Origin of the sequence: Rhizobium leucaenae USDA 9039 (assembly GCF_000426285.1) — a bacterium.
In the GTDB taxonomy this organism is placed as follows: domain Bacteria; phylum Pseudomonadota; class Alphaproteobacteria; order Rhizobiales; family Rhizobiaceae; genus Rhizobium; species Rhizobium leucaenae.
In genome coordinates this window covers 104818-130223 of sequence record NZ_AUFB01000014.1, presented here as the reverse complement: position 1 = coordinate 130223, position 25406 = coordinate 104818, and the positions used below count along the sequence as shown (strand labels likewise).

Below are 25406 nucleotides of genomic sequence, written 5' to 3'. Positions count from 1 at the left end.
TTGGTGGAACATTAGGCTGCCTCCCGCGACAATTCTTTCGCCTTCGCCAAGGCCAGCCGCTTGTCGGCGAACTCCAGCGGTTTGTTGTCATTGGTGACGGTTGCCCATAAGCCGCGCTCAACCTCGGCGACGAGGGTGAACTTGCCGCCGGATAGGGCGACCTTGTGCTTGCGGCCTTGGACGGGGTTGCAGGTGAAGGCGGTCATGCGGCTTCGCTTGCGGCTGTAGCCGTCGTCATCAGGTACTTGGAAAGCTCAGCAAACCCCTGGCCCGCCTTGTAGGGGATTTGAGCCGGCGCGCCTTTGAAGCGGTTCTTCGCCAAGAATCCGGCGCGCTCGTCGGTGTGAATGATGCGCTCAGAGCCTGACATGCCTTCCGGCTTGCTGGTCTTCTTGCCGCCGAAAGCAGCCTCAACCTGCTTTACGGACGTGCGGCGATTGATGAAAAGAAGCGCCTTGCAGTTTTCGATGACCAGATCCAATGCTCGCTTTTGTAGCTTGGGCCGGTAGCGATCGTAGGAGTCGACGAGCGGGTCGTTGAAGTTCTTCGTTTCGCTGTGGAGAATTTGGACGACGTACATCCCGGCGCGCGTCAGGGCGCCGACGGCTTCGAAATATTCGCCCCATTCGACATCGGCGCCAAGGTAGCCCTTTCCGAAGGATGTCGGAGAGCCCTTGTCGTTGCTGTCGATGACATCCCATCCGTTGCGGGCGCACGTTGCCGCCCACACCATCGGCTCAACCTTATCTAGGCTGTCGATGATAACGGTTTGGAATTCGTGTTCCTGCTCAAGCAGGTCGGCGAATGTGTCGAGTAAGCCGGCGAAAGAAGTGATCTGGTCAGATGGCAATTCGACGCCATCCGGCGGCTCTTCGCCCTCAACGAAGAGGTAGACCGGATTAGGGAATTCTGCGGCCAGCGAAGTCTTGCCGACGCCTGGCGTGCCGTAGATGGCGATAGCAGGCGGGTTGACGCGCTTGCTAGATTTCAATCTGTCGAAAACAGACATTTCTTCTCCTTCCTAGAAATAGAACGCCGCGGCTATAACCAGCAGCGCAACGATTGCCGGCCACCAGCTGTGCGGATTGGGCGGCCACATGTGGCTGGCGCGCGGCGCGCTAATGGTTGTCATGTCCAACCTCGTACTTGTCCGCCAGCTTCCCGCCCGCCCATACACATGCGGTCACCACGCCCAAGGCGAGCGCGACTAGGCCGATTGTTGGGAATGCGATCAGCGCGATGGCGGCCGCCGCTACTATGGCTGCTAGGGCGGCGCGCTTGACGATTGGTGCCGTAAACACGGTCTTGTTGTGCGGCAGGACTGGCGCGTCGATGGGCACGAAGTCGAGTGGCGCGCCTGTTATGGGTGGGAGGGTGCGGTTGGTCATGCCGCGGCCGCGATCTCGTCGAGGCGCTTGCGGGCCTGTTCGACCGTCATGCGGCTGTGTCGCATTGACCGATCGCAGACCGTAAGCATACCGAGTATGCCGCCGATCCACTGCATGGCAGCGCTGTCGAGGTAAATTCCAAGGCCGATCAGGGCGGCAAATAGTAGGAATGTGCTGCTGTCTACGAGGTATGACTGCAGCACGGTTTCGTGCAGAATGATGATTTCAGTCTTCGTTCTCATGGTCAATAGTCTCCTCTTGCCGTGCGCTCGGTGGGCGCACGGCGTTGGTGTTGCTGTGGTGGCTGGTGTGGTTAGAGTTAGGCGGCGATCTCGTCGAGGAAGTTCTCGACAACATCCTTGGCAGGCTTCAGCTTCATGCCGGTAAGGCTGCGCAGTTCCTTGATTGCGTGGATCTTCTGGCCTACCGCCGCAAGGTTCTTCCATTCGTGCCCATAGTCCGGCTTGTCCGTTTCGCGAGTGTCGGAAAGAACGAAGACGCCGAAACGCTGCCCGCGATACAGGCCGGCCAGCCGTTCCGCTTCCTTGGTTGCGTCGGCTTCGCTGGCGTGAACCTTCGGCTCAAAGGCCGGCTTTGGCTGGCCGTTCTCGATGAGGGCGACGATGGCGGTGGGCTGGGGAGTGGTGGACGGTGAGATGAGTTCTAGATCTTCGAAGGGGTCGCATCCGCCCCAGCCAGTCTTCGGCCAGTGCGTAATCGCGATATCGCCGTCGCGAATCTCCTTGATGTAACCTTCGTAACCGAGGCCCTTGTGACGGATCTTGTCACCAACCTTGAACTTCGACGCGTTGTCGTTGGCAACAACGGCCGGCTCGTCGACCCATTCGGCGATGAGGTCTAGCTTGCTGGTTTCGCCCTTGATAAAGGCGCCGTCGCTATACCAAGGCTGTCCGGTAACGGCTCGGCTGATATCGTAGATTCCGCCAAAAGCGCCAGCTTCCATTGGCCCGACCTTGCGACCGTCGCGCGTCTTGTAGAACTTGCCGGCAGTGATGGTGAGGGGTGCGGGTGCCAGCGCTAACTTCAGGCTTTCGTGTTTCATATAGAAGAAGCTGCGACCGACCTTGTTGCTCAGGCCAATTTTATGCTCATACACGCTTGCGACGACTAGAGCGCCATCAATGATGTCACCGTTGTCTTTGCGAAAATACGTATTCCAGTGGTTTTCGATATCGACGTTGCAGCCTTCAGTCGCGACAACCCGATCGCCAACCTTCGGCTGCCATGCCTCCGGCGCGACGAGTTCGAATGCGCTGGCGCTGGCGCCAGATTGACCAGCAATCACGACAACCAAATAGTCTGATGGAACTTCAAGAACCGTGTATTCCTTGCCGACCTTACCAAACTGGTCTGGCCAATCGCTCGCCTTAACGCGTCTTACCCGATCCCCCACTTTAAACTTCCCCATCACGCTGCTCCTTCCGTTTTGCTATCCGGACGCAAGCGCGCGCCCTTGGTGAAATCAACACGCACTACGTTTTCGCCGTCTTCCTTGGCCTTGGCAGGCATCGGCGGCTCATCTTCCTGTACGTCCATGTGGCGGAGCGTGACGGCGAAGAACTGTTTGATCTCCATGGAGCCGGCAAGCTGCACGTTGTAGAATCGTCCGAAGTCTGCTTCGCCGACCACGATCCCGAACACGTCGGTGTTGAGGCGGGATTCAACCCAATCGCCCTCGTCGAAGAAGGTGCAGTCGCAAGTGGTTTCCGGTGTTGTGGTCATGCCGCCACCCGCTCTTCTTCACCTGCGTCGCCCGCTTCAGCAGACCGCGCCAGCGAAACAGGCATCAGGCCGGAGGTCGTCGAGCAGCCGCCGTTGTGGGGAATCATGCGAGTAATGCGGTCGGGGTGATTGTCGTTCGCCGCTACGAGCGGGTGCGCCGAATAGTTCTCGAGACCGTAGGTGCGTCTCATGCGCTGATATGCCGTCATCGGCTTGATCTTGTAGTCGGCCGCGATTGACGCGACAGTCTCGCCGCTCAATCTGCGGGCGTGCATATCTGCCAGCATTCCACTGGTAATCTGGGTCATTGTGTCTCCTCTTGTGGTGGTGGTGTGGTGGTGGTTACTTCATGTCCTCATAGTCGAGGTAATATGACTTGCCGCATACGTCGCAATCGTATTGCTCTCCGTCGAAGTCGATGTAGTCTGTCTGTTCTTTGATGTTCGGGCACTTCGACCAAACACCGTCTCCCCACCCGCCAGGTGGACGCGGAAAGTCTTCGGAGTACCGCGTAAAGACCGGGTTGCGACAGATATCAGGCTGCTTGGCCGGGTCGCCCTTGTGATCACCCATCTCAATCTCCTCTTGTGGTGTAGCGCCTTACGACGCAGTAGTGGCAAAACCGGTGCGCTTGCCAACTATCGGCTACAGTGGTATCAATTTACAAATTTGTCAAAGGCTGGATTAAAAGATTATGGCGCCCTCCCGTTCACGTTTCGCCAAAATGCTTGTCGACAAGCAAGCCGCTATGACCGACCGCGAAGTCGCGGAGCAATACGGCTGGCTGCAACAGACATTCAGCCGGTGGAAAATGGGGAGCTTGCCGCGCCCGCATATGTACGAGTCCATTGCGAGCTTTCTTGGCGTGGAAGTCGATACCGTACGCGATGCGGTCGACGAAGCGCGCGACAACACCAAAACAACCCCAAAGTCGCTCACTGCTACCAGCGTGCACGGCATGATCGCAGACCGCAAAGAGGGCAAATACCGGTTCCCGCCTCCGACGTTCGCCGGAAAGAACATTCCGCATGGGCGGTACGCCATCCTGATCGACACGAAAATCATGGAGCCTGCCTTGCTGGCTGGCACCAAAGCTTGGCTTGATACGACCGTCTGGCCGCAGCCTGGCAACGAAGTTTTGGTTCACGCAAAGAACGGCATGGCGTGGATCGGCCGGCTGGTTGCCGTTGCCGATAGCAATGCCGAGATCGAGCGCGGCGGCAAGACGATGACGATTCGTGATGTTCGTGCAGTGCATGTGATCGTCCTTGCCGAGAGAGTTGCGTTGTAGTGTTGGCGTAGGCGGCCCACACATAGGGCTTGACAAATTTGCTAAATGTTTGGTATACATTTGGCGCTGATGTGGTGTCAGTATCGAAATCCGGGGTTCCAAGGCTCGCTTCTGGCCAGTCTCCTCCCCCGAGATAGTAGGGTCCATCTCTCCGAGCCGCTAAGCAGGTGGTGCTGACCTTAGGGTCGGCTCGGAGGGGTGGTGCTTTATTTAGGCGATCGGTCGCTCTTTTGCCGTCTTCGGATCCATGTTCGGCTCAACGGCGGGGAAGAGCGGGGCAACCATGCCGACAACTCCTCGCATTACGTCAATAGAAGACATCAGCGCCGAAAGCGGCGCTCGCGCGCGTCCGATTGACGATAAGCTTTTGCCCACATGGTCGCTGCACGACAATTCCGCTTGGTATACTGTGGTGCGCCCAGGCTGGTGCATCGTCTTCAGGGAAACATCAATTCCGCTCGCAACGAGGCGTCCCATCAGCGCCTCAACCTGGCCATCCTGTTCCGCTTTGATTTCGTCTACTACCGCTAACATGCGGTCACTGTCAGCTGTGGCTTTGAGACGATCGGCAGGGACGCCGCGACCGATAAGATCGAGATAACCGTCCTCAATGGTCTTGATGCGGGCCGTGCTCAGGCCGCACATTCTCGACATCAGTTCGATACTGATGCCGTATTTCTCGCGTTCTATTTTATTGAATCTCATTTCGGTCTCCTTCTTGTGGTGGTGGATTGCGGGTGACACAACTAGTCACTCGCAACTGTTTTATACCTGCCGGGGCTTAACTCGCCCCACCGCGATGAATTAGCCGTGCCTGCCGGACGTAGACAAAAACTTTCCTAGCCTTAACCCGACTCGCCTTGCCTGCCTTGACGTGCCCAACCAGAACTAGCCTTGCCGCGCCTAACCCCACCTCACCATGCCTGCCCCGCCGTGCCTATCCTGGCCATAACCGACCTAACCTCGCCTGCCGCAGCTCACCTTGCCTGTCCCCAACAAACCTCGCCTCGCCTGCCATTCCGCGACTCACCGCAACGTGACGCGCCTAACCCCGCCATGCCTGCCCCAACCCGACTGGCCGGACCGGGCCTCACCTTGACTCACCTTACCTGCCATGCCTAGCGCAACTAAGCGGCGCGCTTTATATCTTTCGCGGCGTCGTCGATAACTTGGAAGAGATCGCTGAATTCCTTCAGGTCAGAATAGCGCTTGCGCCACGCCTGCAATTCGCGCCACGCTGTTTGCAGAACTGCCTTGCGTGTCGCAGTTTGCGACATGGCGTGGCTTGCTTCTCGGTAATGCTGAGCGCCTGGTTCTGGGATATGCACAAACATCTTCGTGCGGATAGCGGGCTTGTCTGGCTGTGTATAAATAGCCACAACACTGCGGATTAGTCCGCGCGCCTGCTGCAGCCTGTATTGCTCGGCTGCCTCGCTGTCATCCCACTCAAAGAATGAATGGAGCGGGGAATTGTCGTGACGAGCGTCGTCAAGAACATCCTTTGGAGTTAGCTCGCCGTGTAGTTTTTGGCGAAGAAGGTCGAGATGCTCCCCGACCGCCTTGGCGTTGGTGTTGGCGCCAGATTGGAATCTGGCGCCATCTGCGAATTCGAAACCGGCGATTTTCATGCCGCTACCTTCGCAGCTTCGGCTTCGATCGCCTCAAGTTCCGCCTGTGTGGCGACATGGAAGCAACCATACTGGCCGTCTTTTTCAGGCCGCCATTCGCCGACACCGACCGCGAAGCCTGCAACGTTGAGGAGGTTAAGGATTTGAGACTCGCTCAAGACGTTGGCGTTGTATTTCAGGAGGATTTTCGTTCGCCAGTTGGGGAATTCGGCGCGATACCGTAGGTCTGCTGTACCCATGCCGACGCGCACCATATCTTCGCGCATTTGCGGCAGGCAGCCCTCGATGCGGGCCAGGTTGACGCGCGAGACTGAGCCTGCGAACGCGCCCTTGATGTCAGCGTCCTCGCCGAGGACTGCGAACGCCTGTCTGGCAGCGATCTTCGTAAGTCCGGCTACCGACGTGCCGGCGGTTACCGCAGCAGCCTTGAAGCCAACTGATGGGAATCCGTATCCGCCATCGGCCATTCTGTACATGCTGGCCTCGTAGTCGGCGCGCGGGTCTTTGGCCTCTTTGGCGCCCTTCGCGACTTTCATCTGCTTGTCGAGCATTTCTTTCTTCGCCTTGCTCGACCATGAATGAACAATCAACGGGGAGTCGCCGATAAGCGTAACCTCCATAAGATTGATGTTCAGCGGCGGAAGCTCGATGCCAACTTCTCTCTTTGTTGCAGTCGTCATTTCGTAGTCTCCTCTTGCGTGGTGTGTCAGCCATTCCGACGCTGCTGACGGGCGTTTTAGAAGCGAGGTGCTCCTACTAAAAGGAAAGGCCGCCCTCATGGCGGCCTGTTCTTCTTCTAGGCGGTCCTGCGCCTTTCGGCGCATAAACTCTTCTGGGAGGGTTTTTCCTTTTATTTCGCCGCATGCTTGAACTCCTCAAATGGTTGCCTCGATAAAATGTCGCTGAAAAAATCGCAGTTCTAATATTGCGTGAATGAAAAATCTTTGGTTCTAAATCGCCTACGCCTTTTGTAGTGCGTCGGTTCACTCTTGCAACTTTTGTATACGCCTTTCGCTACTTTTTAGTCAACCAAAAAAGTAGCAACACGCAACTATTTTTTTATGGTATATAGTAGCGCATTGATTTCATTAAGGGTTGAATGAAGATGTCCCGATTTGGTGAGCGGTTGAAAGTTGAGCGTCAGGCGCGTCAAATGTCGCAAGAGGCGGCCGCTGATTACATTGGCGTCGAGAGGGCGGCATTCGGCAAGGTCGAACGCGGCGAAACGACTCGTCCGAATGATTGGGAGGTATACGCCAACGGATTTGGCATTCCCTTGAATGAAGCTGACGCAATGATGGATCTGGACGCCATCGACGAGAAGAAACCGAGCAAAATTAAGGGACGCATCAAGATGCGCGCCCTATCTTCTTCCACAGCGTCGAAAGCAGCTAGTGGAGTTAATATTATGGTGCGTCAAAAAAATGCCGAACGGGCGGGGATGGTGCCTGTGCACGGGTGGGCGGCAGCAGGTGATCCTGATCGATTGATAATGGTAAACGAAACAACTGATTGGGTGCCGGCCCATCCGGACTTGGGATCAATTGAGGGAAGCTACGCCGTCTATGTCCACGGCACATCGATGATTCCGAGGTATTACCCGGGCGAGCTTGTTTATGTTCATCCATACAAGCCGCTGAAGGAAAAGGATTTTTGCGTCGTCCAGATCGGCGAGGACGAGAACAATCCTGAGGGCGCATATATAAAGCAATTTATCGCCTGGCACGATGATAGTTTGGAGCTATTCCAATTCAATCCAGCACAACCCGTTTCGATCCCGCTAAAGATGGTCGCTAGGGTTCATCGAATCGTAGGTAGCGGCGAGAGCTAAATTTTGCCGCTACTTTCTTTGCAACTTTCCTCTTGACTCGTCGCTACTTTCCGTCCTATTGTCTCCTAACTGCCGCATCTAACCATGGCGGTCACCACCGAGGAGACGACAATGCTCAGAGAATTAGTAGAAGACGATTACAGACCTACATCCTGCGCCGCCGGCAGCGACGAGCCGATGCGCCGCGCTGATTACAAAGCCAAGAAACATCCCCGCCCGCGCAATGTAGATTGCCGCGGTCGTTTTGCGTTGGCGCGGCGTGCCAAGCCGGGGCGCTTGCTGGCATCGCTGGAAGGGGGTGAGTGATGGTGGAGGAATTCTTTCCCTTCAAAATCGGAATGCCCGCGAACCTTCGTAAGGTGTTCCTTCAGCACAATCGCGGTCTTTGGTTTGAGGTGGATGTAACCATTCACTCGACGACGCGCGCAACGTTCCATGTCTACGGCATGTTTGACAGCGTGTGGGGAGGCCGGGGCGAGCGCCTGCGCGACATGGAAGTGTCGGAAGGTCTTTATGGTTTGCTTGTGCCGCACATCCAAGAGCGAGCACTGCGGCTCGCAGAGCGTCAGCACGATTTGGAAATTGAGCACAAGAGGCAGGCAAAAATTACGCTCCTCGCCGCAGACCTCCTTGCGAAGCATGGCGGTGCGGAATGACATTCCGAGACCTAATCCAAGACATCTGCGCCGCCCTATCGGCTGGCGCGTTCGTCTGCGCAATCACCGTTTGGGCTAGTTATCTAGTGCACTAGCCGCTAGCCCAATAGAACGCGGCCCGTTGATGGCTGGCTGCAACTACCGTTGCGGGCCGCGTTTCTTTTAACCACCACAAGAAGGAGACCACCATGGCCACACCAAGAAGACATCAGCCCGCCACGACGCGCCCGCCAGCCGCCAACAGCAACGTCCCCCTGCTCACGATCGAGCGCGCGATTGCCGATGGCCTCCAACCCGCCAGCCTGAGGCAGGTTGCCGCCGCGAATACCAATTGCGGCTATCGCCGCGAGCGGCAGGCCGACAATCTGTTTATGATTGCCGATCGTTTGGAATTGTTGGGATATCGTTATGGGAGGGCGGCGTGATGACGGCAAGAACCCCGCACTCAATGATGCCAACGTCAGGTATTCAAAATTGGTGGTCATCTCGCAACGATGACCACCAAAGCCGTATGGAAAAGGCTTTGGTCAAGCGCCTTGAAACGATGGCGTGGCGTCCGGTCACCTTGGCGCGCTTTTCTATACAGCAGCACAGCGGCGAGGAGGCGGAGGCAAAATGCGCGTAGCGGCAAATGATAACTTCCCGCCCCGCCTCTTAACCAAGAGCCAGGCCGCGCAATATTGCGGCCTGAGCGCTGCCACGTTCGGCGGGACGTGCCCGGTTCGGCCGATCTCGCTAGGCGTCGGAGTGCGCATGCAGCGTTACGACGTGCGCGACATTGACAAATGGATAGACAGCTTCAAGGCTGGAACGGCGAGCCGATCGCTCGCGGACGAACTATTGGATGCACTATGACAATTGTCCGAGTTAAAGGCGTTAAGCGATATTTCGAGCCGAAAAGCGGCAAGTGGTACGCATACCACCGAAAAACAAAGAAGCGCATTGAGGCAGAGTTCGGCACGCCAGAATTCTTCGTTGAACTGGCTGCGCTCAACTCCGCTTCAGAGGAGAAAAAGGAAAAGCCAGGCACGCTTGGCGCGCTCATCGTCTCCTACCGGCGCTCTGCAGGGTTTCTGTCGCTGGCCGGTCGGACACGATCCGACTATCAGAAGGTCATGGATCATCTGCAGAAGTTAGCGGGAGCTCCTCTTGCCGACATCGGGCACGCTTGGCTTTCGAGGCTTCGCGACAAGGTGTTTGCTGAGAAGAAGCGGAAGTTTGCGAATTACACCCTGACCGTCCTCAGCATTCTCTTCGAGCACGCCATTGAGATGGAAATGGCAACGGTCAATCCGGTGACGAAGGTAAAGCGAGTACGCAAAGGAAAGGGCGACGATGAAGCTAACCGCCCTTGGACGGATGAGGAGCGCGAGGCCGTAGAGGCGTCCCTGCCGGACCATATGCGCCTGCCCATCGCCCTGATGATGTATTGCGGCTTAGATCCCCAAGACGCGCTCAGGCTGCCCCGTACGGCCGTTTCTGATGGCATGATCGATACCAAGCGCGGCAAGACTGGCGTTCCCGTCTGGATGCCAATGCCCGAGCCTGTGAAGGCCGTTCTTGCCGCATCACCTAAACACATTGCTATGACGCTGTGCGCAAACAGCTACGGCAAGCCGTGGACCTATAACGGCTTCAGCACGAACTGGCATCGCCTCAAGGTAAAGATGGAGAAGGCCGGCACCATCCAGCCAGGATTAACCCTTAAGGGTCTGCGCCATACCGTTGCAACCATCCTTCGTGAGATGGGCAAAGATCCTGCTACTATCGCAAACATGCTTGGTCAGAAGACTGAGGCCATGGCGAAACACTATTCACGCCGTGCCGACATGAGCAAAAACATGACGGAAACGGTTGACGCGTTCAGTGCCGAAGTGAACAGGCGGCGAACGAAGGTGTCTAGAAAAGAAAAACAAAGTGTCTAGACACTTTATGGGCTATTTTGGAAATTTCGCTGATATAACAATGAAATCAAGTGCTTATTCTGGTGCCCAGGACCGGAATCGAACCAGTGACACGCGGATTTTCAATCCGCTGCTCTACCAACTGAGCTACCTGGGCATCTCTGCTTCACGCTGATCGAAAGGTCTTGGAAGACCCCGGGCGGTTGGTTCGCCCCGGAAGCGAGCGGGGTTATAGCATCTTGTTCGCCCATGTCCAGCCGCAAATGACTCTTTTTTGACAGGAAATGGATTTTTGACAATTCGCGAATGAAATGAATGGCTTCGACGAAATGGCGAGCGCCTATTCCTCGTTGGACGCCTTGGTCTCGTCGTCGGCGACGGGAATGGCATAGGAGCCGTTCAGCCAGCGCGACAGATCGAGTGAGCGGCAGCGATCCGAGCAGAAGGGATAATGCTCGCGCACCGAGGACCGGCCGCATTCCGCGCAAGCTCGTGTCTTGCGCAGCGGCTCGATCTTTGCGCCCACTCTGATTTTGCCATCGTCCGCCATGACGATCACCCTTCCTGCCATTCTGCGTAGACGTCGAATCCTTCGCCAGCGAGAAGCAGCATGGTTTCATAAAGTGGCAATCCAACGACATTCGTATAGGAGCCGATCAGCTTCTGCACGAAGGAGCCCGCAAGCCCCTGTATCCCGTAGGCACCGGCCTTGCCGCGCCACTGGCCGGAGGCGAGATACATGTCGATATCCTTGCTCGACAGGCGCTTGAAGCGGACTTTGGTCTCGACCACCTTCTGACGCAGTTTGCGGTCCGGTGTGATCAAGGAGATGCCAGTATAGACGACATGGCTGCGGCCAGAGAGCAGATGCAGCGCCGAAGACGCCTCGTCGACGAATTCCGCTTTCGGCAGAATCCGCCGGCCGACGGCGACGACCGTATCGGCGGCAAGGATATAGCTTCCCTGCCAGGCGACGTCACCCTTCACCGCAGCAAAGGCCGCCTCGCTTTTTTCCGCCGACAACCGGCGCGCCAGCGAGCGCGGGTGCTCCGACTTCTTCGGAGCCTCGTCGATATCCATGGGCATCAGACGCGCCGGTTCAATTCCCGCCTGATGCAGGAGGTCGACGCGGCGCGGCGATCCGGAGGCCAGTATCAGCTTGTGTTTCAGCGCCATAAAACCTCGACCGTGACAGGCGACAAACGGAGGGCCGGCTCGGATGCGAGCTGCGGACTACTTGAAACGATAGGTGATGCGGCCCTTGGTCAGGTCGTAGGGTGTCATTTCCACGAGCACCTTATCGCCGGCGAGAACGCGGATGCGGTTCTTGCGCATGCGGCCGGCGGTGTGAGCAATGATCTCATGCTCGTTTTCCAGCTTCACGCGGAAGGTCGCATTCGGCAGCAATTCGGTGACGACACCGGGAAATTCAAGGACTTCTTCTTTCGGCATTAAAGCTTCTTTTCCTGTAGGGTTGATGCCGGCGCCCATGACAAAAAGTAAGGCCGCCGGAAATTTGCGCGGAAACTACACAATCGCCGCGGTTTTGTGAACCTCGTTGATAAGGCTTTCTGCATTTGTTTAACGCGGTACTCTAAAGAGAGCCGCGGTGCTCGACCAGCCGGCTTTCGATCAGGCCGAGAAGATGGTCTCTCACCTCGCGATAGGCATTGAGAATCTGCTCGCGCGTGCCGCCCGCGACCGAGGGATCGATGGTCGGCCAATAGATGACGTCGATGGCATTGGAGCGCGTCAGTTCCAGCGCCGCATGATGCGCTTCGGGAGAAAGCGTGATGATGATATCAAAAAAATCATCCTCCAGCTCTTCCAGCGTCTGCGGCTGCCGCCGCCCGAGCGAGAGGCCGATTTCGTCGAGGACGACATCCACAAACGGATTGCGCTCACCGGCGCGGACACCCGCCGAGGCGACATAGGTGCCCTGCGGCAGCATTCCGCGCGCGATCGCCTCGGCCATGGGGGAGCGGATGGTGTTGAGCCCGCACATGAAGAGAATGGCGCCCGGCGGCTTTCCGTTATGTTCGATAGCCTTCGGCTGTTCCATCGCCGTTACCCGCGCCAGTAGAGCACGCAGACGAGTGTGAAAAGCCGCCGGGCCGTGTCGAAATCCACGATGATCTTGCCCTTCAGCCGGTCCATCAGCGTCCGCGAGCCTTCATTGTGAATGCCGCGGCGGCCCATGTCGATCGCCTCGATGCGGCTGGGGGTGGCCGAGCGGATGGCCTCATAATAGCTTTCGCAGATCATGAAATAGTCCTTCACGATCCGGCGGAACGGCGTCAGCGACAGGATATGGGTGGCGACGACGCCCCCCGTTTCCATGCGAATATCGAAGACCAGCTTCTGGTCGACCAGAGACAGGTTCAGCCTGTAAGGGCCGCCGCCATGGCCGACGGGCTCGAAGCTGTTTTCCTCGATCAGATCGAAAATGGCGACGGCGCGCTCGTGTTCGACGTCAGGCGTCGAACGGCCGATCGTGTCGTCCAGGACCACGTCGCTCAGCCGGAAGACGCTGTCAGTCATGCCCTACCCTTCGAGATTGAGGCGGATCGCAACGGACCGCGCATGGGCATCGAGCCCTTCGGAATTGGCGAGCGCGATTGCCGCCGGTCCAAGCGTGCGCAACTGCTCGGGACCGAGCCTCAGGATCGAGGTGCGCTTGACGAAATCCAGCACCGAGAGCCCGGACGAGAAGCGCGCGGAGCGGGCCGTCGGCAGCACATGGTTGGAGCCGCCAACATAATCGCCGATCACTTCCGGCGTATGACGGCCGACGAAGATCGCGCCGGCATTGCGAATGCCGGCAAGCAGCGCGTCCGGATCGTCGACGGCGAGCTCGACATGTTCGGCGGCGATGCGATTGGCGAGCGGAATGGCCTGCTTCAGGTCGGGAACCAGGATGATGGCCCCGAAATCCCGCCAGCTTGCCGTCGCCGTCTGTGATCGGCTGAGTTGCTTGAGCTGACGCTCGACGGCGCCTTCCACGGCCTTACCGAATGCGGCATCGTCCGTAATCAGGATCGACTGGGCGCCCTCGTCATGCTCCGCTTGCGCCAGGAGATCGGCGGCGAGCCAGTCCGGATCATTGTGCTTGTCGGCGATGACGAGCACTTCCGAAGGACCCGCGATCATGTCGATGCCGACAGTGCCGAAAACCTGCCGCTTGGCGGCGGCGACATAGGCGTTGCCGGGACCGGTGATCTTGGCAACCGGCGCAATCGTCTCGGTGCCGTAGGCAAGCGCGGCGATCGCCTGCGCCCCGCCGACACGGTAGATCTCCTCGACGCCGGCCATGCGGGCCGCGGCCAGAACTGCCGGATTGACTGCACCCTTCATGGTCGGAACGGCAATGACGACACGATCGACACCGGCGACCTTCGCCGGCACGGCATTCATCAGCACCGAGCTCGGATAGCTCGCCGTGCCGCCGGGCACATAGAGACCGACGGCTTCGATCGCCGTCCAGCGCGAGCCGAGACCGACCCCGAGATCGTCCTCATAGATATCGTCCTTCGGCAATTGCCGGCGATGATGCAATTCGATGCGGGTGGCGGCGACCTTGAGCGCACCCAGCACTTCGGCAGGGACGGCGGCAACAGCCGCATCGATCTCCGCTTCGCTGACGCGCATCGGCGTCGTGGCGAAATCGATGCCCTCGAATTTCCTGGAATAATCGGCGAGAGCCGCGTCGCCGCGCGCCCGCACATCATCGATGATCGCACGGACGACGGCGTTCACATCCTCGGACACTTCCCGCTTGGTCGTCAGAAAAGCGGCAAACTGCTGCTCGAAACCTTTCGACGCCTGATCCAGCCAGATAGCCAACGCTGATAATCCTTTTACTCGGGCGGTCGCAAGCGACCGAAACTCATTCGTCGTCCGGCTGCTAGGCCTCGTCCGGATGACTGGGCTTGCTAGCCGTTTCCCACGCGCCGCCAATATCTGCAAGCTGAACTTCGATACATTCGACATCGAGCGCGATCGTCGCCTTGCCGGCGAGCGTCAGCTCGATCGTGCCGTCCGGCCCTTCGCCCTTCGGATCGAAGCGGATGGCGAGCAGCGACAGAACCTCATCGCGCTGGCGCCGATCGACGCCATTGGAGCGCACCGCCAGCACACGCTTGAACACCAGCGCCGAGCGATGCCGCTCGAACGGTTTGTCCTTTTGATCCGACAATTCCCAGACGAAACGGTTGGCGGCAATGGAAAACTGCCCGAGCCGCGGCGCATAGGACGTGTCGCCAATCTTGAAGACACTGTCCTGCATATGCGCGGAGATCACGCCTAGGTCTTCGTTGTCGAGTGCCATTAGCTTGAGATTGGTCATTCGCTGATATCCCCGATCGCCACGGAAATGCCGATACCGGCATTTCCCCCGTGATGGAAATAGGATGCGGGCGGGCAAGACGCAACCGGAGAAAGCGGGCTTCTCCCGTGTCTTCTCATGAACGACCGGAATTAGTCGCTGATGCGCTCGACGACGGCGCCGCAGCGCGTCAGCTTGTCTTCGAGACGCTCGAAGCCGCGATCGAGATGATAGATGCGCGAGACCAGCGTTTCGCCTTCGGCGGCAAGGCCGGCGATGACCAGCGAGACGGAGGCGCGCAGATCGGTCGCCATGACCGGCGCACCCTTCAGCCGCTCGACGCCTTCGATCTTGGCGGTCTGGCCGGAGAGCGAGATCTTCGCGCCGAGGCGGGCGAGCTCCTGCACATGCATGAAGCGGTTTTCGAAGATCGTCTCGGTAATGTGCGAGGTGCCCGTCGAGCGGGTCATCAGCGCCATGAACTGCGCCTGCAGATCGGTCGGGAAACCCGGGAAGGGATCGGTGACGATATCGACCGGCTTGATGCCGACGCCGTTGCGCCGGACGCGGATGCCGGTGTCGGTCGCCGAAATATCGGCGCCGGCGCGGCGCAGGCTTTCCAGCGCCGTGTCGAGCAGCGCCATGTCGGTGTTTTCCAGACGGACATCGCCGCCGGCCATGGCGACGGCCATGGCATAGGTGCCGGTCTCGATACGATCCGGCAGGACGCGATGGCGCGCGCCGGAAAGCGAGGTGACGCCTTCGATTGTGATCGTGCTGGTGCCGGCGCCGGAAATCTTGGCGCCCATGGCAATGAGGCAATTGGCAAGATCGACGACTTCCGGCTCGCGGGCCGCATTGCCGATGACCGTCGTGCCGCGGGCGAGCGTTGCCGCCATCATCATCACATGCGTCGCGCCGACCGAAACCTTCGGGAAGACATAGCGCGCACCGATCAAGCCGCCCTTCGGCGCGGTCGCGTTGATATAGCCGCCATCGATTTCCATGGTGGCGCCGAGCGCCGTCAGGCCATCGATGAAAAGATCGACCGGACGCGTGCCGATCGCGCAGCCGCCCGGCAGCGACACGCGCGCCTGGCCTTCGCGGGCAAGCAGCGGCCCGATGACCCAGAAGCTGGCGCGCATCTTGGCGACCAGCTCATAGGGCGCGGTGGTGTCGGCAATGGTGCGGCAGGTGAAATGGATGGTGCGGGAATAGCCGTCTTCCTGGCGCTCGCGCCGGCCGTTGACGGCGACATCGACGCCATGATTGCCGAGGATGCGCATCAGAAGCTCGACATCGGCGAGATGCGGCACGTTTTCGAGCGTCAGCGTATCGCTGGTGAGCAGCGAGGCGATCATCAGAGGCAGAGCTGCATTCTTGGCGCCGGAGATCGGAATGATACCGTTGAGCTCGTTGCCGCCGACAATCCTGATACGATCCATATATGACTACGGGCGAGGCCCGCCTTTCCTGAAGTTCCGTGCGCGAAATTCTACGCGTATGGGGAGAAAGCGCTGTTTAGACGAAATAGTTTAAGGCTTCAATTCGTTTGATGCTGTTTGATGATGGCCAACATCAAATCATGACGATTCGTCCATTTTTGCGGCGGTATCTTTCGCATCGGTGGAATTTGCAGCGGGAAGCCCATCCGTCTCGTCCGCCTGGCCTGCGCGGCGCGCCCGAACCTGCTGTTTGCGGCGGGCAAGATTTTCCCGCAGCTTCTGAGCCGCCCGCTCGCGGCGCCGCTCCGCCTCGATATTCACCTTCGCGCCCGCACCTTCCCCCGCCTCGCCGGCCGTCAAACCGCCTTGCAAGCGCTGCTCATCACCAGTTTTCGTCTTATCCGCACACATCCCCTTCCCATAGCCGAAATCCCCAGCCTTCAAAAGACCGACCTAATTTTTCCAGCGATCTTTCACCGAACTTGAAATTTGCGGCTTGCACTTACCTCTCAGCTATGGCAATAGCCGCCTCGCCCAATACGGCGCACCCAACGCGCCACGGTTTGCTGCTATAGCTCAGGGGTAGAGCACTCCCTTGGTAAGGGAGAGGCCGAGAGTTCAAATCTCTCTAGCAGCACCAGTTTTCCTGATCAGTTCACCAAAGGTCCAGAACACATCCGTGGCAGCAAATATTTCGCTCGGCCGCGTAAACGTTGCATTAGCGTATCCCTTGCCGTGGGCTATCATTCCTAATTTTGGCCCACGCATTCGCCTTATCAATCTAGTTCGGCTTTTTAGCACTTTTGGTAGCCCGCCGAGGGCGAGTCAGAGCTTGACCGGAATGCTTGGGGTCACGGTCTAAACGAGCAGCGAGACCGCGTGACGGTCACATCCCGATATCCCTTTGAGCACAATTCGTCAGAAACATCGTCAACTGATCGAGGGTTGTTGGTCCGATAAGCACACTCGCAATCGCACCGCTGGGATGCCATTGCTCAGATCGGTACCGTCCAAACTTCATATTAAAGTATGGCACTTGAATATCATTTCGAATACGAAACAAAGGATCTTTTGCGGAAATCTCGGTGCCGTCGCGTAGCATAGCTACGGGGATATTCACTTTGCCATCCAACGATGGGCGAGACATGCTTGAGAAGATTAGTCGGACTTCATCCTCATGTCCCCAAGTATCGTCCTTCGTTGCCGTTACCAAGCTTAACAAAGCGGTCACTGGTCCTATCAATTCTATGAAATCATCCTTGCGACCAACAAGCGGCGCTGCGATCTCGGCTATAGCGGCATGCAGAGTGCTTAGCCGCTCCGGCTTTACATATCTTACACGTTGCACTCGCAATGACATGTCATCAAATGCGGTGGGCCTGAACCCTATACAAAAGCCTCTGCCCCGGTCGGTGTATTCCTGCCACATGGGCAGTCGATCGTCTTTTAATGATAAACTGAATGAATACATCCATAACCGCTCTCTTAGAGTCTTGAGCTGCACTTTCATGCGCGCATACGCTGTGCGAACCTCGCTCGACTTTTCCTCTCGGATAAGCTCCATCATCACTCGATCCACAATCTGGACGAGTTGTAGCTCTCTCGGATCGTTTGCGAACTGAAGGTCGGATAACCAGATTGATCCGTTGGCAGTAATGCCTTCAAACCCAGCTGCCGAACAATAATGAAACAAGGTAGATGATGGTCGATATTCGTAATAGGCCATAGGTCACGCGTCAAATAGAACTCTCGCAAAACTTATGCTCGGTTTAATTGAAAGTGAATATGCCTTTTTCCCTCAACGGCAATTTGTGCTAAGGGCGGTCTACGTCAATTTGATGCTACTTAGAACTGCTGACGTGAAGGCCTATTCTGCCTTCGACACTGCTTTGTCGGATTATTCGTCACAACGAAGCGGTAGCGACACTCAGACGCGAGTCGCCAGGTATCGGGACTATAGCGCTGTCTGCCGTCGCCTACCCCCTCAAACCTTCTCCGTCTTCCTAACCTTCTTCCCCTTCTCCACCGGAGCATCCGGCGTCGGCGCCAGCAGCTTTCTGAGCGACGCAATCTTGTCCTCCACCAGCGGGCGGAAGCGGGTGGCGCGGTAGGGCATGTCGGCGGCGCCGTAGCCTTCGGGGCCGTCGTCGTTGCCGCGGTGGATCTCTTCAAGCTTCACGCCGATGAAGGTGCCGTCGACATAATGCGTGTATTCGCCGACCCAGCGGATCGTGTAGATCGTTCCCTTGCGGATCAATTGGTCGATGCTGACATGCTTGAACGTGTCATTGATGCAGACGACCTTCTGGCCCACATGGAAATCGTAGCTCACTCTGTTCTCCTTGAGGCGATGGGAACAACTCAGGCCCCATCGTCGATGCACAAGCATAGCCGCACATGCGCAACCAAGTAAACGCGGCCGATGTCGCGGCCCGGATCAATGATACGGTGACAAAGCAACCCGTTGACAAGCCCTGGTGGAAGGCTGAAGACTGCGTGCTGTCCGAACAGCCGTAAGGCCTGGCTTCCATGTCCATATCCGATACCCGCAAGGCCCTCTGAAGGCTTCTTAAGTTCATGCCCACCCTCCGCCTCATCGCTGATGATCTGACCGGCGCGCTCGACACGGCGGTTGAATTCGTCGGCGTCTATGGGCCGATCGAGGTGCAGCGGGAAGATGCGCTTCCGGCAAGCCTGCCGGATTGCCTTGCCATCGATAGCGGCACCCGCGAAAAATCGGCAGCCGAAGCGGCTGACATCGTCGGCAGCATCGCGCCGGTGTTGGAGGGGGCCGATCTTGCCTTCAAGAAGGTGGATAGCCTGTTTCGCGGGCCTTGGGCGGCGGAGCTTGCGGCTTGCTTTCGGCTCGGCCACTGGCGGCATTGCATCCTGGCGCCGGCCTTTCCGCATCACGGCCGGCACACGCGGGGCGGCCGGCAGGTGCTGTTTGCCGGTAAGGACGCGTGGCGCGATATCAGCGGCGATCTCGTCGCTCAACTGAGAGCGGAGGGCCTGCCGGCCTTCAACACGGTCCTCAGTCACCACCATGTCGATGCCGGAACACCCATTCCGGATGGCATCCATGTTTTCGATGCCCATTCGGATGAGGATCTCGACGCCGTCATCGCATGGGTCTCCTCTGAGCTACAGGGACCGGTCCTTTGGAGCGGCACCGGCGGACTGGCGCGAGCCCTGGCGCGCAATATCGATTTGGCGACGCATCATGGCTCTCATCCCGCAAAAGATGCGGGCGAAGGGCGGCCGTTGCGGCCCGTGGTTCCCGTCTCGCGCAGGCTGCAAAGGCCGGTGCTTGGCCTGTTCGGCTCGGATCAGCCGATCACGCTGGCGCAGCTCCAGGCCTGCGGCCCCAATTGGCTGAAGCTTTCGGAAGGCGCGGACGCCGAAGCCGTCGACAGACAAATCCAGCAAAGCGGCGTTGCCATGGTCAGCCTCGATCTGCCGGCAGGGCTCGAACGCGACGATGCGGCAAAGCGCATTGCGGCGAGCTTCGGCCGCATCGCCAAGGCTCTGCCGGCGCCGGCCACATTGATTGTCGCCGGCGGCGAAACGTTGCGAAATCTTTGCGCGGCACTCGATGTCGCAGCCCTCAGCCTCACCGGCCAGGCTGCACCCGGCCTGCCCCGCTCCACCATGGTCGGCGGCCCCTGGCAAGGCACGACGGTGATCTCCAAGTCCGGCGCATTTGGAGGCCCTACCCTGTGGCGCGATCTCCTAAGTGAAAACGCACTGATTGCCGGAGGAGAAGAACCATGACGCGGCACCTGGCGATCACCATGGGCGATCCCGCCGGCATCGGCCCGGAAATCATCGTCAAGGCCGCCGCCCGCTTGAAGGACAGGCTTGCCGAAGGTAAGCTTAAACTTACAATCATCGGCAGCGGCCCGGCCCTGCGGCTCGCCGAACGGCAGCTCGGCCTCGACATCGAAATCCCTGAGGCGCGGATGGACGGCGACTGGCCGAACCTCTGCTTCATTCAGGCCGATGCGGAGGGAGAGCCGATCCAGCCTGGCCGGCTTTCCGCCGATGGCGGCCGCATGGCTTTCAAGGCGATCGAGAAGGGCGTTCAGCTCGCCATGACCGGAAAGGTCGGCGGCATCGTCACTGCGCCGCTCAACAAGGAAGCGCTGAACAAGGCCGGCTTCCACTATGCCGGCCATACCGAACTGCTCGCCGAACTCACAGGCGCCCGCGGCTCGGTCATGATGCTCGCTCATGGCAACATGCGCGTCAGCCACGTCACCACCCATGTCGCGCTGGAGGATGTGCCGAAGCGCCTGACGCCGGAGCGGCTGCGCCTCGTCATCGACTTGACCGACAAGGCGCTCCAGCGCCTCGGCATCGCCAGACCGAAGATTGCGGTCGCAGCGCTCAATCCGCATGCCGGTGAAGGCGGCCTCTTCGGCCGGCAGGATATCGACATTTCCGCACCAACGATCGCCAAGGCGGTCGAAGACGGTCTCGATATCATCGGCCCTGTCCCCGGCGACACCGTCTTCGTCAAGCTGCGCGCCGGCCAATATGACGCCGTCGTCGCCATGTATCACGATCAAGGGCATATCCCCGTCAAGCTGCTCGGCTTCGAAATCGATCCGGCAACGGGCAAGTGGATGGACCTCTCCGGCGTCAACATCACCCTCGGCCTCCCAATCGTCCGCACCTCCGTCGACCATGGCACCGCCTTCGACATCGCCGGCAAGGGCATCGCCAATGAGCGCAGCCTGATCGAGGCGATCGAGTTCGCCGAAAGACTCGCGGCCGGGCGCTAGAACTCTCAAGGCACCACCGGTGTCTCGCCAAAGAGTCACGGGAGAGGTATTGCACATCGATGGTGGCGGCCGCCTGGTATAGCAGCCGGCATGAGTTCGAGAAAATTTCCGTAACGCGCCGGCGTTGATCAAATTCGATATCGCCGGCCTCGAAGCCGTCTATCGCGGCTGAACATCTTAACCATTCGGGAGGCTGCGCCAAGCAAGCAATCTCCCGAAGACGATGCTGAAATTCCCTGTAATTTCATCGGTTCAGACCAATGCCGGTGCCCCTAAGACTTGCGACAAGTCGATGCTTGGAATACCGTCCGATATAGGCTCGCCAAAAGCGGGTTTCTTGAAATATTTTCAAAAGATTATGCCGTTGTACAGGCGGTATGCGGATGTCCATGACCGGACTCATCGATCAACTTTTCGGCAGGAGAGCGGCGAAACCCACGGAGCCGCGAGCCCGCATCGATCTGACAGCGGAAGGCTACACGGCCATCTATGCGCTGAGCGACATCCATGGCTGCTACGACGCTTTGATGGAAGCGGAAAGGTGCGTCGTCGCGGATGCCGGCACGAGTCCCGGCCGCAAACTCCTGATGTTCCTCGGCGACTATGTCGATCGTGGTCCGCGATCGAACGAGGTGCTGCAACATCTATGCGAGCCGCCGCCTGCGGGCTTTGACCGCTACATCCTTTGCGGCAATCACGATGATGTCTTCCTGAAATTCCTGGAGGATCCGCGCGCCAACAGCCATTGGCTCGAGTTCGGCGCCCTGCAGACGCTCGCCTCCTATGGCGTCGACGCGGAATATCTGCTGCTCGAAGAAGGCAGGAGCATCGAAGAACTCTGCGAAACCGTGCTGAAGGCCATCCCGCCGGCGCATATTGAACTGCTGCGCTCCCTGCCGATTGCCATCACCTTCGGCCCCCTCCTCTTCGTCCATGCCGGCATCCGGCCTGCCATACCGCTCGACCAGCAGACCGACGAGGACCTGATCTGGATCCGCGACCCCTTCCTCTCCGAAGGCCCGCAACTGCCGATGCTGGTGGTCCATGGCCATACGCCGGTTTCGCAGCCCGTCTTTGGCAATCGTCGCATCGGTATCGACACCGCCGCCGCCATGGGTGGAAGCCTGACAGTTCTCAAGATCGCGGGGGGCGAGTACACGATCCTGACGCAGACCTACGAACGACACCGCTGAAAACAAAAAGGGCCTCGGCACAGGCCGAGACCCCTTTCACGCTTTGCCCGCGCTTTTTATTCCGCTGCCATAGCCGGTGGCAAATGATGCATTTCGTCGTTGTTCTGCTGTTCCTCGACTGGCGGCTCTCCCTTCTTCTTCGGCTCGCGGCCGAAGAAGAGTGCGTAGCCGGCCGGCAGCACGAAGATCGTCAGCACTGTGGCAACCAGGATGCCGCCCATCATGGCGTAGGCAAGCGGGCCCCAGAAAACGCCGCGCGAGATCGGGATCAGCGCCAGCACCGCCGTCAACGCCGTCAGCATGATCGGCCGGAAACGGCGGACGGCCGAGCCGATGATCGCCTCCTTCCGGTCCATGCCCGCCGCGATATCCTGGTCGATCTGGTCGACGAGGATAATCGAGTTGCGGATGATGATGCCGAGCAGCGCGATGACGCCGAGGATAGCCACGAAGCCGAACGGTGCGCCACTGATCAAGAGGGCACCGGCCGCACCGATGATGCCGAGCGGACCGGTGGCAAGCACCAGCATTGCCTTGCCGAAATGCTGGAGCTGCGCCATCAGCAGCACAACGATGACGACCAGCATGATCGGCGCCTTGGCAGCGATCGAGGCCTGGCTTTCGGCGCTGTCTTCGGCACCGCCCTGGATCTCGATCTTATAGCCCGCCGGCAGGCTGTTCCGAAGATCGGCCATGTCGTTGTAGAGTTTGGCGGTGACGTCATTCGACTGCACGTTGTCGGGCAAGGTCGCCCGCACGGTGATGGTCGGCAGACGGTCGCGGCGCCACTCGATGCTCTGCTCCATCACGGGTTCGACCTTTGCGACCTGCGACAGCGGTACGAAACCGCCGGAGTCGGTCGGAATATAGATGGAGTTGACCGACGTCAGCAGGTGACGGCTGGCCTCCGGCTCCCGCGCGATGATGCCCACGGTCTCCTCACCCTCGCGATAATTGTCGAGGGTGACGCCGGACATCGAGGCCTGCAGCATCTGTCGGATGCGCTGCGAAGTGACGCCGAGTGCGCGGGCGCGGTCCTGATCGATCACCAGCTTCATGGCGGGCACCGGCTCCAGCCAGTCGTCATGGATAGCGCCGAGCAGCGGGTTCTGCATGAAGCGTTGTTTTACCTGATCGGCGATATGGCGAACCTCCTGCCGGTCCGGACCCATGACGCGCAGTTGCACCGGCCAGCCGGTCGGCGGACCCAGGAACAGGCGGTCGACCTTGGCGCGGACGGAGGGGAAGTCGGCGGCAAGCATGCTGCGCAGCTTGACGATCAGCCGCTCGCGCGCCGGCTCGTCCTTGGCCATGACCAGCAACTGGGCATAGTTCGGGTTGGTGAGCTGTTGGTCGAGCGGCAGGAAGAAGCGCGGGGCGCCCTGGCCGACATAGGTCGCAATAAACCGCTTGTCGGGATCATCGGCCATGCGGGCTTGCAACGTCTGCGCCTGCCGTTCGACTTCCTTGATGCTGGTGCCTTCGGGCAGCCAGAGATCAACCAGAATTTCCGGACGCGAAGACTGCGGGAAGAAATTCTGCGGAATGAACTGGAAGGACCACAGGCTGCCGACGAAAGTCGTAAGGGTGAGAAGCAGCACGATGACGCGATGGCGAACTGCCCAGCTCACCGATGACCGCAGGCGGCGGTAAAAACGCGTGTCGAAAACGTCGTGGTGCTCACCGGCATGATGGCGCTGCTTCAGGATCATGTAGCCGAGCCAAGGCGTGAAGTAGACCGCCACGAACCAGGAAATCACCAGCGCGATACCGACGACATAGAAAAGCGTGCGGACATATTCGCCGGCCGTCGATGCCGCGAAGCCGACCGGGATGAAGCCCGCCGTCGTGATCAGCGTGCCGGTGAGCATCGGAAAGGCGGTCGAGGAATAGGCGAAGCTCGCCGCATCGAGCTTGACCAGCCCTTCCTCCAGCTTGCGCTCCATCAGCTCCACCACGATCATCGCATCGTCGACCAGGAGGCCGAGCGCAATGATGAGGGCGCCGAGCGAGATGCGCTGCAGGTCGATGCCGAGCTCGTACATGATGGCGAAGGTCGCCGCCAATACCAGCGGAATGGCGATAGCGATCACCAGGCCGGAGCGCCAGCCGATCGACAGGAAGGAAACGATCAGCACGATCACCAGCGCTTCGCCGAGCGCATGCATGAACTCGCTGATCGCGTCGGTCACCACTTCCGGCTGGTTGGAGATCTGATCGACCTGCACGCCGACCGGCAGCGACGCCTCGAAACGCTTGTAGGTCTCTTCCACCGCCTTGCCGACGTCGGTCACCTTGTTGCCATTGGCCATGACGACGCCGAGCTGGACACTTTCGTGACCATTGTAAAGGAACTTGGCCGTGTAAGGATCCTGCAGCCCGGCGCTGACCGTCGCGATGTCGCCGAGACGCGTTACCTGGCCGCCGGCGGTCAGCCGGAGATTCTTGATATCCTCGATCTTGTTGACGTCACCCTCGACCGAGATCCGCACGGAGCGCGTGCTGGTGTCGACGGAGCCGGCTGGATCGACCTTGTTCTGGCCGACGATGGCGTTCTGCAGGGCGGTCAGCGTCAGGCCGCGCTCGGCCAGCACCTTGGAAGAAACATCGATATAGATCTGCTCGGGCTGGTCGCCGATGATCACGGCCTTCTCGACGCCTGGCGTCGAAAGCAGCATGTCGCGGGCCTGGATGGCGAATTTCTTCAACTCAGGATAGCTATAGCCGTCGCCACTGATCGAATGCAGGGTGATGAAAGTATCGCCGAACTCATCGTTGAAATAGGGACCCTGCAGGCCGGCCGGCAGCGTATTGGCGATGTCGCCGACCTTCTTGCGCACCTGATAGAAGGCATCCTTCACCTGTTCGGTGTTGGTATCGCCCTTGATCTGAACGGTAGTGATGGCAAAGCCGGCGCGGGTATAGGATTTGACCCAATCGAGATGCGGCGTTTCCTGCAGCTTGCGCTCGATCTTGTTGACCACCTGGTCTTCCATGTCCTGCAGCGAGGCGCCAGGCCAGATGGTCTGCACGACCATGACGCGGAATGTGAAATCCGGATCTTCCTTCTGGCCCATATGCGTGAGCCCGAACGCGCCGGCGATGATAATCAACGCAAATAGGAAGCGCGCGATGCTCGGATGGGCGATTGCCCATCGCGACAGATTGAAACGCTTCTTCTCGTCGGAGGTGCTGTTCGTAGTCATTGTCCCGCCC

34 protein-coding genes and 2 tRNA genes are annotated in these 25406 nt (G+C 59.0%); 12 read left to right on the top strand and 24 right to left on the bottom strand.

From position 1 onward, the window contains the following. Positions 1 to 11 precede the first annotated feature (11 nt). The 8 genes from K290_RS0120940 to K290_RS0120905 all read right to left on the bottom strand — a co-directional run bounded on the left by K290_RS0120940 (position 12) and on the right by K290_RS0120905 (position 3704). Complete coding sequence (locus K290_RS0120940; protein ID WP_028753687.1) at positions 12 to 206, bottom strand: hypothetical protein; 195 nt, start codon at positions 204 to 206, stop codon at positions 12 to 14. Next, positions 203 to 1009: an ATP-binding protein gene (locus K290_RS34670; protein ID WP_051264163.1), complete on the bottom strand. Its 807-nt coding sequence runs from the start codon at positions 1007 to 1009 to the stop codon at positions 203 to 205. The genes K290_RS0120940 and K290_RS34670 overlap by 4 nt, the downstream gene beginning before the upstream one ends. 109 nt (positions 1010 to 1118) lie before the next feature. Beyond that, positions 1119 to 1388, bottom strand: coding sequence for a hypothetical protein (locus K290_RS0120930; RefSeq protein WP_028753686.1), 270 nt, complete (start codon positions 1386 to 1388; stop codon positions 1119 to 1121). Beyond that, positions 1385 to 1630 (bottom strand): hypothetical protein, encoded by a 246-nt coding sequence (locus K290_RS0120925; RefSeq protein ID WP_028753685.1) that lies wholly within the window; start codon positions 1628 to 1630, stop codon positions 1385 to 1387. Before K290_RS0120925 ends, K290_RS0120930 begins: the two co-directional genes overlap by 4 nt. A 77-nt stretch (positions 1631 to 1707) precedes the next feature. Further along, the gene (locus K290_RS0120920; protein ID WP_028753684.1) at positions 1708 to 2817 is read right to left on the bottom strand and encodes a hypothetical protein; all 1110 of its coding nucleotides are present in this window, start codon (positions 2815 to 2817) and stop codon (positions 1708 to 1710) included. After that, positions 2817 to 3131, bottom strand: coding sequence for a hypothetical protein (locus K290_RS0120915; protein ID WP_028753683.1), 315 nt, complete (start codon positions 3129 to 3131; stop codon positions 2817 to 2819). The genes K290_RS0120920 and K290_RS0120915 overlap by 1 nt, the downstream gene beginning before the upstream one ends. Continuing rightward, the gene (locus tag K290_RS38005) at positions 3128 to 3439 is read right to left on the bottom strand and encodes a hypothetical protein (RefSeq protein WP_154668640.1); all 312 of its coding nucleotides are present in this window, start codon (positions 3437 to 3439) and stop codon (positions 3128 to 3130) included. Before K290_RS38005 ends, K290_RS0120915 begins: the two co-directional genes overlap by 4 nt. A gap of 34 nt (positions 3440 to 3473) precedes the next feature. Next, positions 3474 to 3704 carry a hypothetical protein gene (locus K290_RS0120905; RefSeq protein ID WP_028753682.1) on the bottom strand — a complete coding sequence of 77 codons (231 nt, stop codon included), beginning with the start codon at positions 3702 to 3704 and terminating at the stop codon, positions 3474 to 3476. A 175-nt stretch (positions 3705 to 3879) separates the two neighbouring features. Here K290_RS0120905 and K290_RS0120900 point away from each other — a divergent pair, with 175 nt between their 5' ends. Further along, positions 3880 to 4422, top strand: a complete 543-nt coding sequence (locus K290_RS0120900) for a hypothetical protein (protein ID WP_202595634.1) — start codon at positions 3880 to 3882, stop codon at positions 4420 to 4422. A gap of 210 nt (positions 4423 to 4632) precedes the next feature. Here the strand turns inward: K290_RS0120900 and K290_RS0120895 are convergent, their stop codons facing one another. From K290_RS0120895 to K290_RS0120885, 3 genes are all read right to left on the bottom strand, one after another. After that, the gene (locus tag K290_RS0120895) at positions 4633 to 5127 is read right to left on the bottom strand and encodes a hypothetical protein (protein ID WP_028753680.1); all 495 of its coding nucleotides are present in this window, start codon (positions 5125 to 5127) and stop codon (positions 4633 to 4635) included. Positions 5128 to 5549: 422 nt separating this feature from the next. Continuing rightward, positions 5550 to 6050 (bottom strand): hypothetical protein, encoded by a 501-nt coding sequence (locus tag K290_RS0120890; RefSeq protein WP_028753679.1) that lies wholly within the window; start codon positions 6048 to 6050, stop codon positions 5550 to 5552. Then, positions 6047 to 6874 (bottom strand): hypothetical protein, encoded by an 828-nt coding sequence (locus tag K290_RS0120885; RefSeq protein WP_154668639.1) that lies wholly within the window; start codon positions 6872 to 6874, stop codon positions 6047 to 6049. Before K290_RS0120885 ends, K290_RS0120890 begins: the two co-directional genes overlap by 4 nt. A 275-nt stretch (positions 6875 to 7149) precedes the next feature. On the opposite strand from K290_RS0120885, the gene K290_RS35900 reads away from it, so the two are divergent. The 7 genes from K290_RS35900 (at position 7150) to K290_RS0120855 (ending at position 10462) form a co-directional block, all read left to right on the top strand. Then, positions 7150 to 7881: a S24 family peptidase gene (locus K290_RS35900; protein WP_081670376.1), complete on the top strand. Its 732-nt coding sequence runs from the start codon at positions 7150 to 7152 to the stop codon at positions 7879 to 7881. 84 nt (positions 7882 to 7965) lie between these two features. Then, a complete protein-coding gene (locus tag K290_RS37410) occupies positions 7966 to 8187 on the top strand; it encodes a hypothetical protein (RefSeq protein WP_154668638.1) in 222 nt (73 codons plus the stop codon). Beyond that, positions 8187 to 8537 carry a hypothetical protein gene (locus K290_RS0120875; RefSeq protein WP_028753677.1) on the top strand — a complete coding sequence of 117 codons (351 nt, stop codon included), beginning with the start codon at positions 8187 to 8189 and terminating at the stop codon, positions 8535 to 8537. Before K290_RS37410 ends, K290_RS0120875 begins: the two co-directional genes overlap by 1 nt. A 188-nt stretch (positions 8538 to 8725) precedes the next feature. Beyond that, positions 8726 to 8962 (top strand): hypothetical protein, encoded by a 237-nt coding sequence (locus K290_RS0120870; protein WP_028753676.1) that lies wholly within the window; start codon positions 8726 to 8728, stop codon positions 8960 to 8962. Then, positions 8962 to 9162, top strand: coding sequence for a hypothetical protein (locus K290_RS0120865; protein ID WP_028753675.1), 201 nt, complete (start codon positions 8962 to 8964; stop codon positions 9160 to 9162). Before K290_RS0120870 ends, K290_RS0120865 begins: the two co-directional genes overlap by 1 nt. Next, on the top strand, positions 9153 to 9392 hold the full coding sequence (locus K290_RS37405; RefSeq protein ID WP_028753674.1) for a helix-turn-helix transcriptional regulator: 240 nt from the start codon (positions 9153 to 9155) through the stop codon (positions 9390 to 9392). Before K290_RS0120865 ends, K290_RS37405 begins: the two co-directional genes overlap by 10 nt. Further along, positions 9389 to 10462: a tyrosine-type recombinase/integrase gene (locus tag K290_RS0120855; protein WP_028753673.1), complete on the top strand. Its 1074-nt coding sequence runs from the start codon at positions 9389 to 9391 to the stop codon at positions 10460 to 10462. The genes K290_RS37405 and K290_RS0120855 overlap by 4 nt, the downstream gene beginning before the upstream one ends. Before the next feature lie 60 nt (positions 10463 to 10522). On the opposite strand, the gene K290_RS0120850 is transcribed toward K290_RS0120855, so the two are convergent. From K290_RS0120850 to K290_RS0120805, 10 genes are all read right to left on the bottom strand, one after another. Continuing rightward, positions 10523 to 10598 (bottom strand) — tRNA-Phe (locus K290_RS0120850). A gap of 183 nt (positions 10599 to 10781) precedes the next feature. Beyond that, positions 10782 to 10991: a DNA gyrase inhibitor YacG gene (gene yacG, locus K290_RS0120845; RefSeq protein ID WP_028753672.1), complete on the bottom strand. Its 210-nt coding sequence runs from the start codon at positions 10989 to 10991 to the stop codon at positions 10782 to 10784. A 5-nt stretch (positions 10992 to 10996) separates the two neighbouring features. Continuing rightward, the gene (locus K290_RS0120840) at positions 10997 to 11617 is read right to left on the bottom strand and encodes a Maf-like protein (RefSeq protein ID WP_028753671.1); all 621 of its coding nucleotides are present in this window, start codon (positions 11615 to 11617) and stop codon (positions 10997 to 10999) included. Positions 11618 to 11674: 57 nt separating this feature from the next. Then, positions 11675 to 11893: a translation initiation factor IF-1 gene (infA, locus tag K290_RS0120835; RefSeq protein ID WP_004117876.1), complete on the bottom strand. Its 219-nt coding sequence runs from the start codon at positions 11891 to 11893 to the stop codon at positions 11675 to 11677. Positions 11894 to 12035: 142 nt separating this feature from the next. Then, complete coding sequence (locus tag K290_RS0120830) at positions 12036 to 12503, bottom strand: arsenate-mycothiol transferase ArsC (RefSeq protein ID WP_028753670.1); 468 nt, start codon at positions 12501 to 12503, stop codon at positions 12036 to 12038. A gap of 5 nt (positions 12504 to 12508) precedes the next feature. Then, positions 12509 to 12982: a UPF0262 family protein gene (locus tag K290_RS0120825; RefSeq protein WP_028753669.1), complete on the bottom strand. Its 474-nt coding sequence runs from the start codon at positions 12980 to 12982 to the stop codon at positions 12509 to 12511. Positions 12983 to 12985: 3 nt separating this feature from the next. Beyond that, entirely contained in the window at positions 12986 to 14284 is a 1299-nt protein-coding gene (gene hisD, locus K290_RS0120820) for a histidinol dehydrogenase (protein WP_028753668.1), read from the bottom strand. 61 nt (positions 14285 to 14345) lie between these two features. Continuing rightward, the gene (locus K290_RS0120815) at positions 14346 to 14786 is read right to left on the bottom strand and encodes a DUF2948 family protein (protein ID WP_028753667.1); all 441 of its coding nucleotides are present in this window, start codon (positions 14784 to 14786) and stop codon (positions 14346 to 14348) included. Between the two features lie 131 nt (positions 14787 to 14917). Further along, positions 14918 to 16210: a UDP-N-acetylglucosamine 1-carboxyvinyltransferase gene (gene murA / locus K290_RS0120810; RefSeq protein WP_028753666.1), complete on the bottom strand. Its 1293-nt coding sequence runs from the start codon at positions 16208 to 16210 to the stop codon at positions 14918 to 14920. Positions 16211 to 16348: 138 nt separating this feature from the next. After that, entirely contained in the window at positions 16349 to 16621 is a 273-nt protein-coding gene (locus tag K290_RS0120805; RefSeq protein WP_028753665.1) for a hypothetical protein, read from the bottom strand. Between the two features lie 154 nt (positions 16622 to 16775). Here K290_RS0120805 and K290_RS0120800 point away from each other — a divergent pair. Continuing rightward, positions 16776 to 16850: transfer RNA gene (locus tag K290_RS0120800), tRNA-Thr, on the top strand. A 246-nt stretch (positions 16851 to 17096) separates the two neighbouring features. On the opposite strand, the gene K290_RS0120795 is transcribed toward K290_RS0120800, so the two are convergent. Next, positions 17097 to 17936 (bottom strand): DUF2971 domain-containing protein, encoded by an 840-nt coding sequence (locus K290_RS0120795; RefSeq protein WP_028753664.1) that lies wholly within the window; start codon positions 17934 to 17936, stop codon positions 17097 to 17099. Positions 17937 to 18194: 258 nt separating this feature from the next. Continuing rightward, on the bottom strand, positions 18195 to 18542 hold the full coding sequence (locus K290_RS0120790; RefSeq protein ID WP_028753663.1) for a CAP-Gly domain-containing protein: 348 nt from the start codon (positions 18540 to 18542) through the stop codon (positions 18195 to 18197). Between the two features lie 245 nt (positions 18543 to 18787). Between K290_RS0120790 and K290_RS0120785 the strand changes: the two genes are divergently transcribed. From K290_RS0120785 to K290_RS34655, 3 genes are all read left to right on the top strand, one after another. Further along, positions 18788 to 19984, top strand: coding sequence for a four-carbon acid sugar kinase family protein (locus tag K290_RS0120785; protein WP_028753662.1), 1197 nt, complete (start codon positions 18788 to 18790; stop codon positions 19982 to 19984). Next, positions 19981 to 20997: a 4-hydroxythreonine-4-phosphate dehydrogenase PdxA gene (gene pdxA / locus K290_RS0120780; protein ID WP_028753661.1), complete on the top strand. Its 1017-nt coding sequence runs from the start codon at positions 19981 to 19983 to the stop codon at positions 20995 to 20997. Before K290_RS0120785 ends, pdxA begins: the two co-directional genes overlap by 4 nt. Positions 20998 to 21380: 383 nt before the next feature. Continuing rightward, complete coding sequence (locus K290_RS34655) at positions 21381 to 22190, top strand: metallophosphoesterase family protein (protein ID WP_081670373.1); 810 nt, start codon at positions 21381 to 21383, stop codon at positions 22188 to 22190. A 56-nt stretch (positions 22191 to 22246) separates the two neighbouring features. Here the strand turns inward: K290_RS34655 and K290_RS0120770 are convergent, their stop codons facing one another. Continuing rightward, entirely contained in the window at positions 22247 to 25396 is a 3150-nt protein-coding gene (locus tag K290_RS0120770; RefSeq protein WP_028753660.1) for an efflux RND transporter permease subunit, read from the bottom strand. Positions 25397 to 25406 lie beyond the last annotated feature (10 nt).

What these genes read in the sequence shown, in the direction of transcription:
- K290_RS34655 (WP_081670373.1), top strand. Translation starts at nt 21,381, where the DNA reads ATGTCCATGACCGGACTCATCGATCAACTTTTCGGCAGGAGAGCGGCG.
- K290_RS0120940 (WP_028753687.1), bottom strand. Translation starts at nt 206, where the DNA reads ATGACCGCCTTCACCTGCAACCCCGTCCAAGGCCGCAAGCACAAGGTC.
- K290_RS0120815 (WP_028753667.1), bottom strand. Translation starts at nt 14,786, where the DNA reads ATGACCAATCTCAAGCTAATGGCACTCGACAACGAAGACCTAGGCGTG.
- K290_RS0120840 (WP_028753671.1), bottom strand. Translation starts at nt 11,617, where the DNA reads ATGGCGCTGAAACACAAGCTGATACTGGCCTCCGGATCGCCGCGCCGC.
- K290_RS0120930 (WP_028753686.1), bottom strand. Translation starts at nt 1,388, where the DNA reads ATGACCAACCGCACCCTCCCACCCATAACAGGCGCGCCACTCGACTTC.
- K290_RS0120920 (WP_028753684.1), bottom strand. Translation starts at nt 2,817, where the DNA reads ATGGGGAAGTTTAAAGTGGGGGATCGGGTAAGACGCGTTAAGGCGAGC.
- yacG (WP_028753672.1), bottom strand. Translation starts at nt 10,991, where the DNA reads ATGGCGGACGATGGCAAAATCAGAGTGGGCGCAAAGATCGAGCCGCTG.
- K290_RS0120770 (WP_028753660.1), bottom strand. Translation starts at nt 25,396, where the DNA reads ATGACTACGAACAGCACCTCCGACGAGAAGAAGCGTTTCAATCTGTCG.
- K290_RS38005 (WP_154668640.1), bottom strand. Translation starts at nt 3,439, where the DNA reads ATGACCCAGATTACCAGTGGAATGCTGGCAGATATGCACGCCCGCAGA.
- murA (WP_028753666.1), bottom strand. Translation starts at nt 16,210, where the DNA reads ATGGATCGTATCAGGATTGTCGGCGGCAACGAGCTCAACGGTATCATT.
- K290_RS0120865 (WP_028753675.1), top strand. Translation starts at nt 8,962, where the DNA reads ATGACGGCAAGAACCCCGCACTCAATGATGCCAACGTCAGGTATTCAA.
- K290_RS0120785 (WP_028753662.1), top strand. Translation starts at nt 18,788, where the DNA reads ATGCCCACCCTCCGCCTCATCGCTGATGATCTGACCGGCGCGCTCGAC.
- K290_RS37405 (WP_028753674.1), top strand. Translation starts at nt 9,153, where the DNA reads ATGCGCGTAGCGGCAAATGATAACTTCCCGCCCCGCCTCTTAACCAAG.
- K290_RS0120885 (WP_154668639.1), bottom strand. Translation starts at nt 6,874, where the DNA reads ATGCGCCGAAAGGCGCAGGACCGCCTAGAAGAAGAACAGGCCGCCATG.
- K290_RS0120855 (WP_028753673.1), top strand. Translation starts at nt 9,389, where the DNA reads ATGACAATTGTCCGAGTTAAAGGCGTTAAGCGATATTTCGAGCCGAAA.
- K290_RS35900 (WP_081670376.1), top strand. Translation starts at nt 7,150, where the DNA reads ATGAAGATGTCCCGATTTGGTGAGCGGTTGAAAGTTGAGCGTCAGGCG.
- K290_RS0120875 (WP_028753677.1), top strand. Translation starts at nt 8,187, where the DNA reads ATGGTGGAGGAATTCTTTCCCTTCAAAATCGGAATGCCCGCGAACCTT.
- K290_RS0120890 (WP_028753679.1), bottom strand. Translation starts at nt 6,050, where the DNA reads ATGAAAATCGCCGGTTTCGAATTCGCAGATGGCGCCAGATTCCAATCT.
- K290_RS0120795 (WP_028753664.1), bottom strand. Translation starts at nt 17,936, where the DNA reads ATGGCCTATTACGAATATCGACCATCATCTACCTTGTTTCATTATTGT.
- K290_RS0120805 (WP_028753665.1), bottom strand. Translation starts at nt 16,621, where the DNA reads ATGTGTGCGGATAAGACGAAAACTGGTGATGAGCAGCGCTTGCAAGGC.
- K290_RS0120825 (WP_028753669.1), bottom strand. Translation starts at nt 12,982, where the DNA reads ATGACTGACAGCGTCTTCCGGCTGAGCGACGTGGTCCTGGACGACACG.
- K290_RS0120870 (WP_028753676.1), top strand. Translation starts at nt 8,726, where the DNA reads ATGGCCACACCAAGAAGACATCAGCCCGCCACGACGCGCCCGCCAGCC.
- K290_RS0120900 (WP_202595634.1), top strand. Translation starts at nt 3,880, where the DNA reads ATGACCGACCGCGAAGTCGCGGAGCAATACGGCTGGCTGCAACAGACA.
- K290_RS37410 (WP_154668638.1), top strand. Translation starts at nt 7,966, where the DNA reads ATGGCGGTCACCACCGAGGAGACGACAATGCTCAGAGAATTAGTAGAA.
- K290_RS0120895 (WP_028753680.1), bottom strand. Translation starts at nt 5,127, where the DNA reads ATGAGATTCAATAAAATAGAACGCGAGAAATACGGCATCAGTATCGAA.
- K290_RS34670 (WP_051264163.1), bottom strand. Translation starts at nt 1,009, where the DNA reads ATGTCTGTTTTCGACAGATTGAAATCTAGCAAGCGCGTCAACCCGCCT.
- K290_RS0120925 (WP_028753685.1), bottom strand. Translation starts at nt 1,630, where the DNA reads ATGAGAACGAAGACTGAAATCATCATTCTGCACGAAACCGTGCTGCAG.
- pdxA (WP_028753661.1), top strand. Translation starts at nt 19,981, where the DNA reads ATGACGCGGCACCTGGCGATCACCATGGGCGATCCCGCCGGCATCGGC.
- infA (WP_004117876.1), bottom strand. Translation starts at nt 11,893, where the DNA reads ATGCCGAAAGAAGAAGTCCTTGAATTTCCCGGTGTCGTCACCGAATTG.
- K290_RS0120915 (WP_028753683.1), bottom strand. Translation starts at nt 3,131, where the DNA reads ATGACCACAACACCGGAAACCACTTGCGACTGCACCTTCTTCGACGAG.
- K290_RS0120905 (WP_028753682.1), bottom strand. Translation starts at nt 3,704, where the DNA reads ATGGGTGATCACAAGGGCGACCCGGCCAAGCAGCCTGATATCTGTCGC.
- K290_RS0120830 (WP_028753670.1), bottom strand. Translation starts at nt 12,503, where the DNA reads ATGGAACAGCCGAAGGCTATCGAACATAACGGAAAGCCGCCGGGCGCC.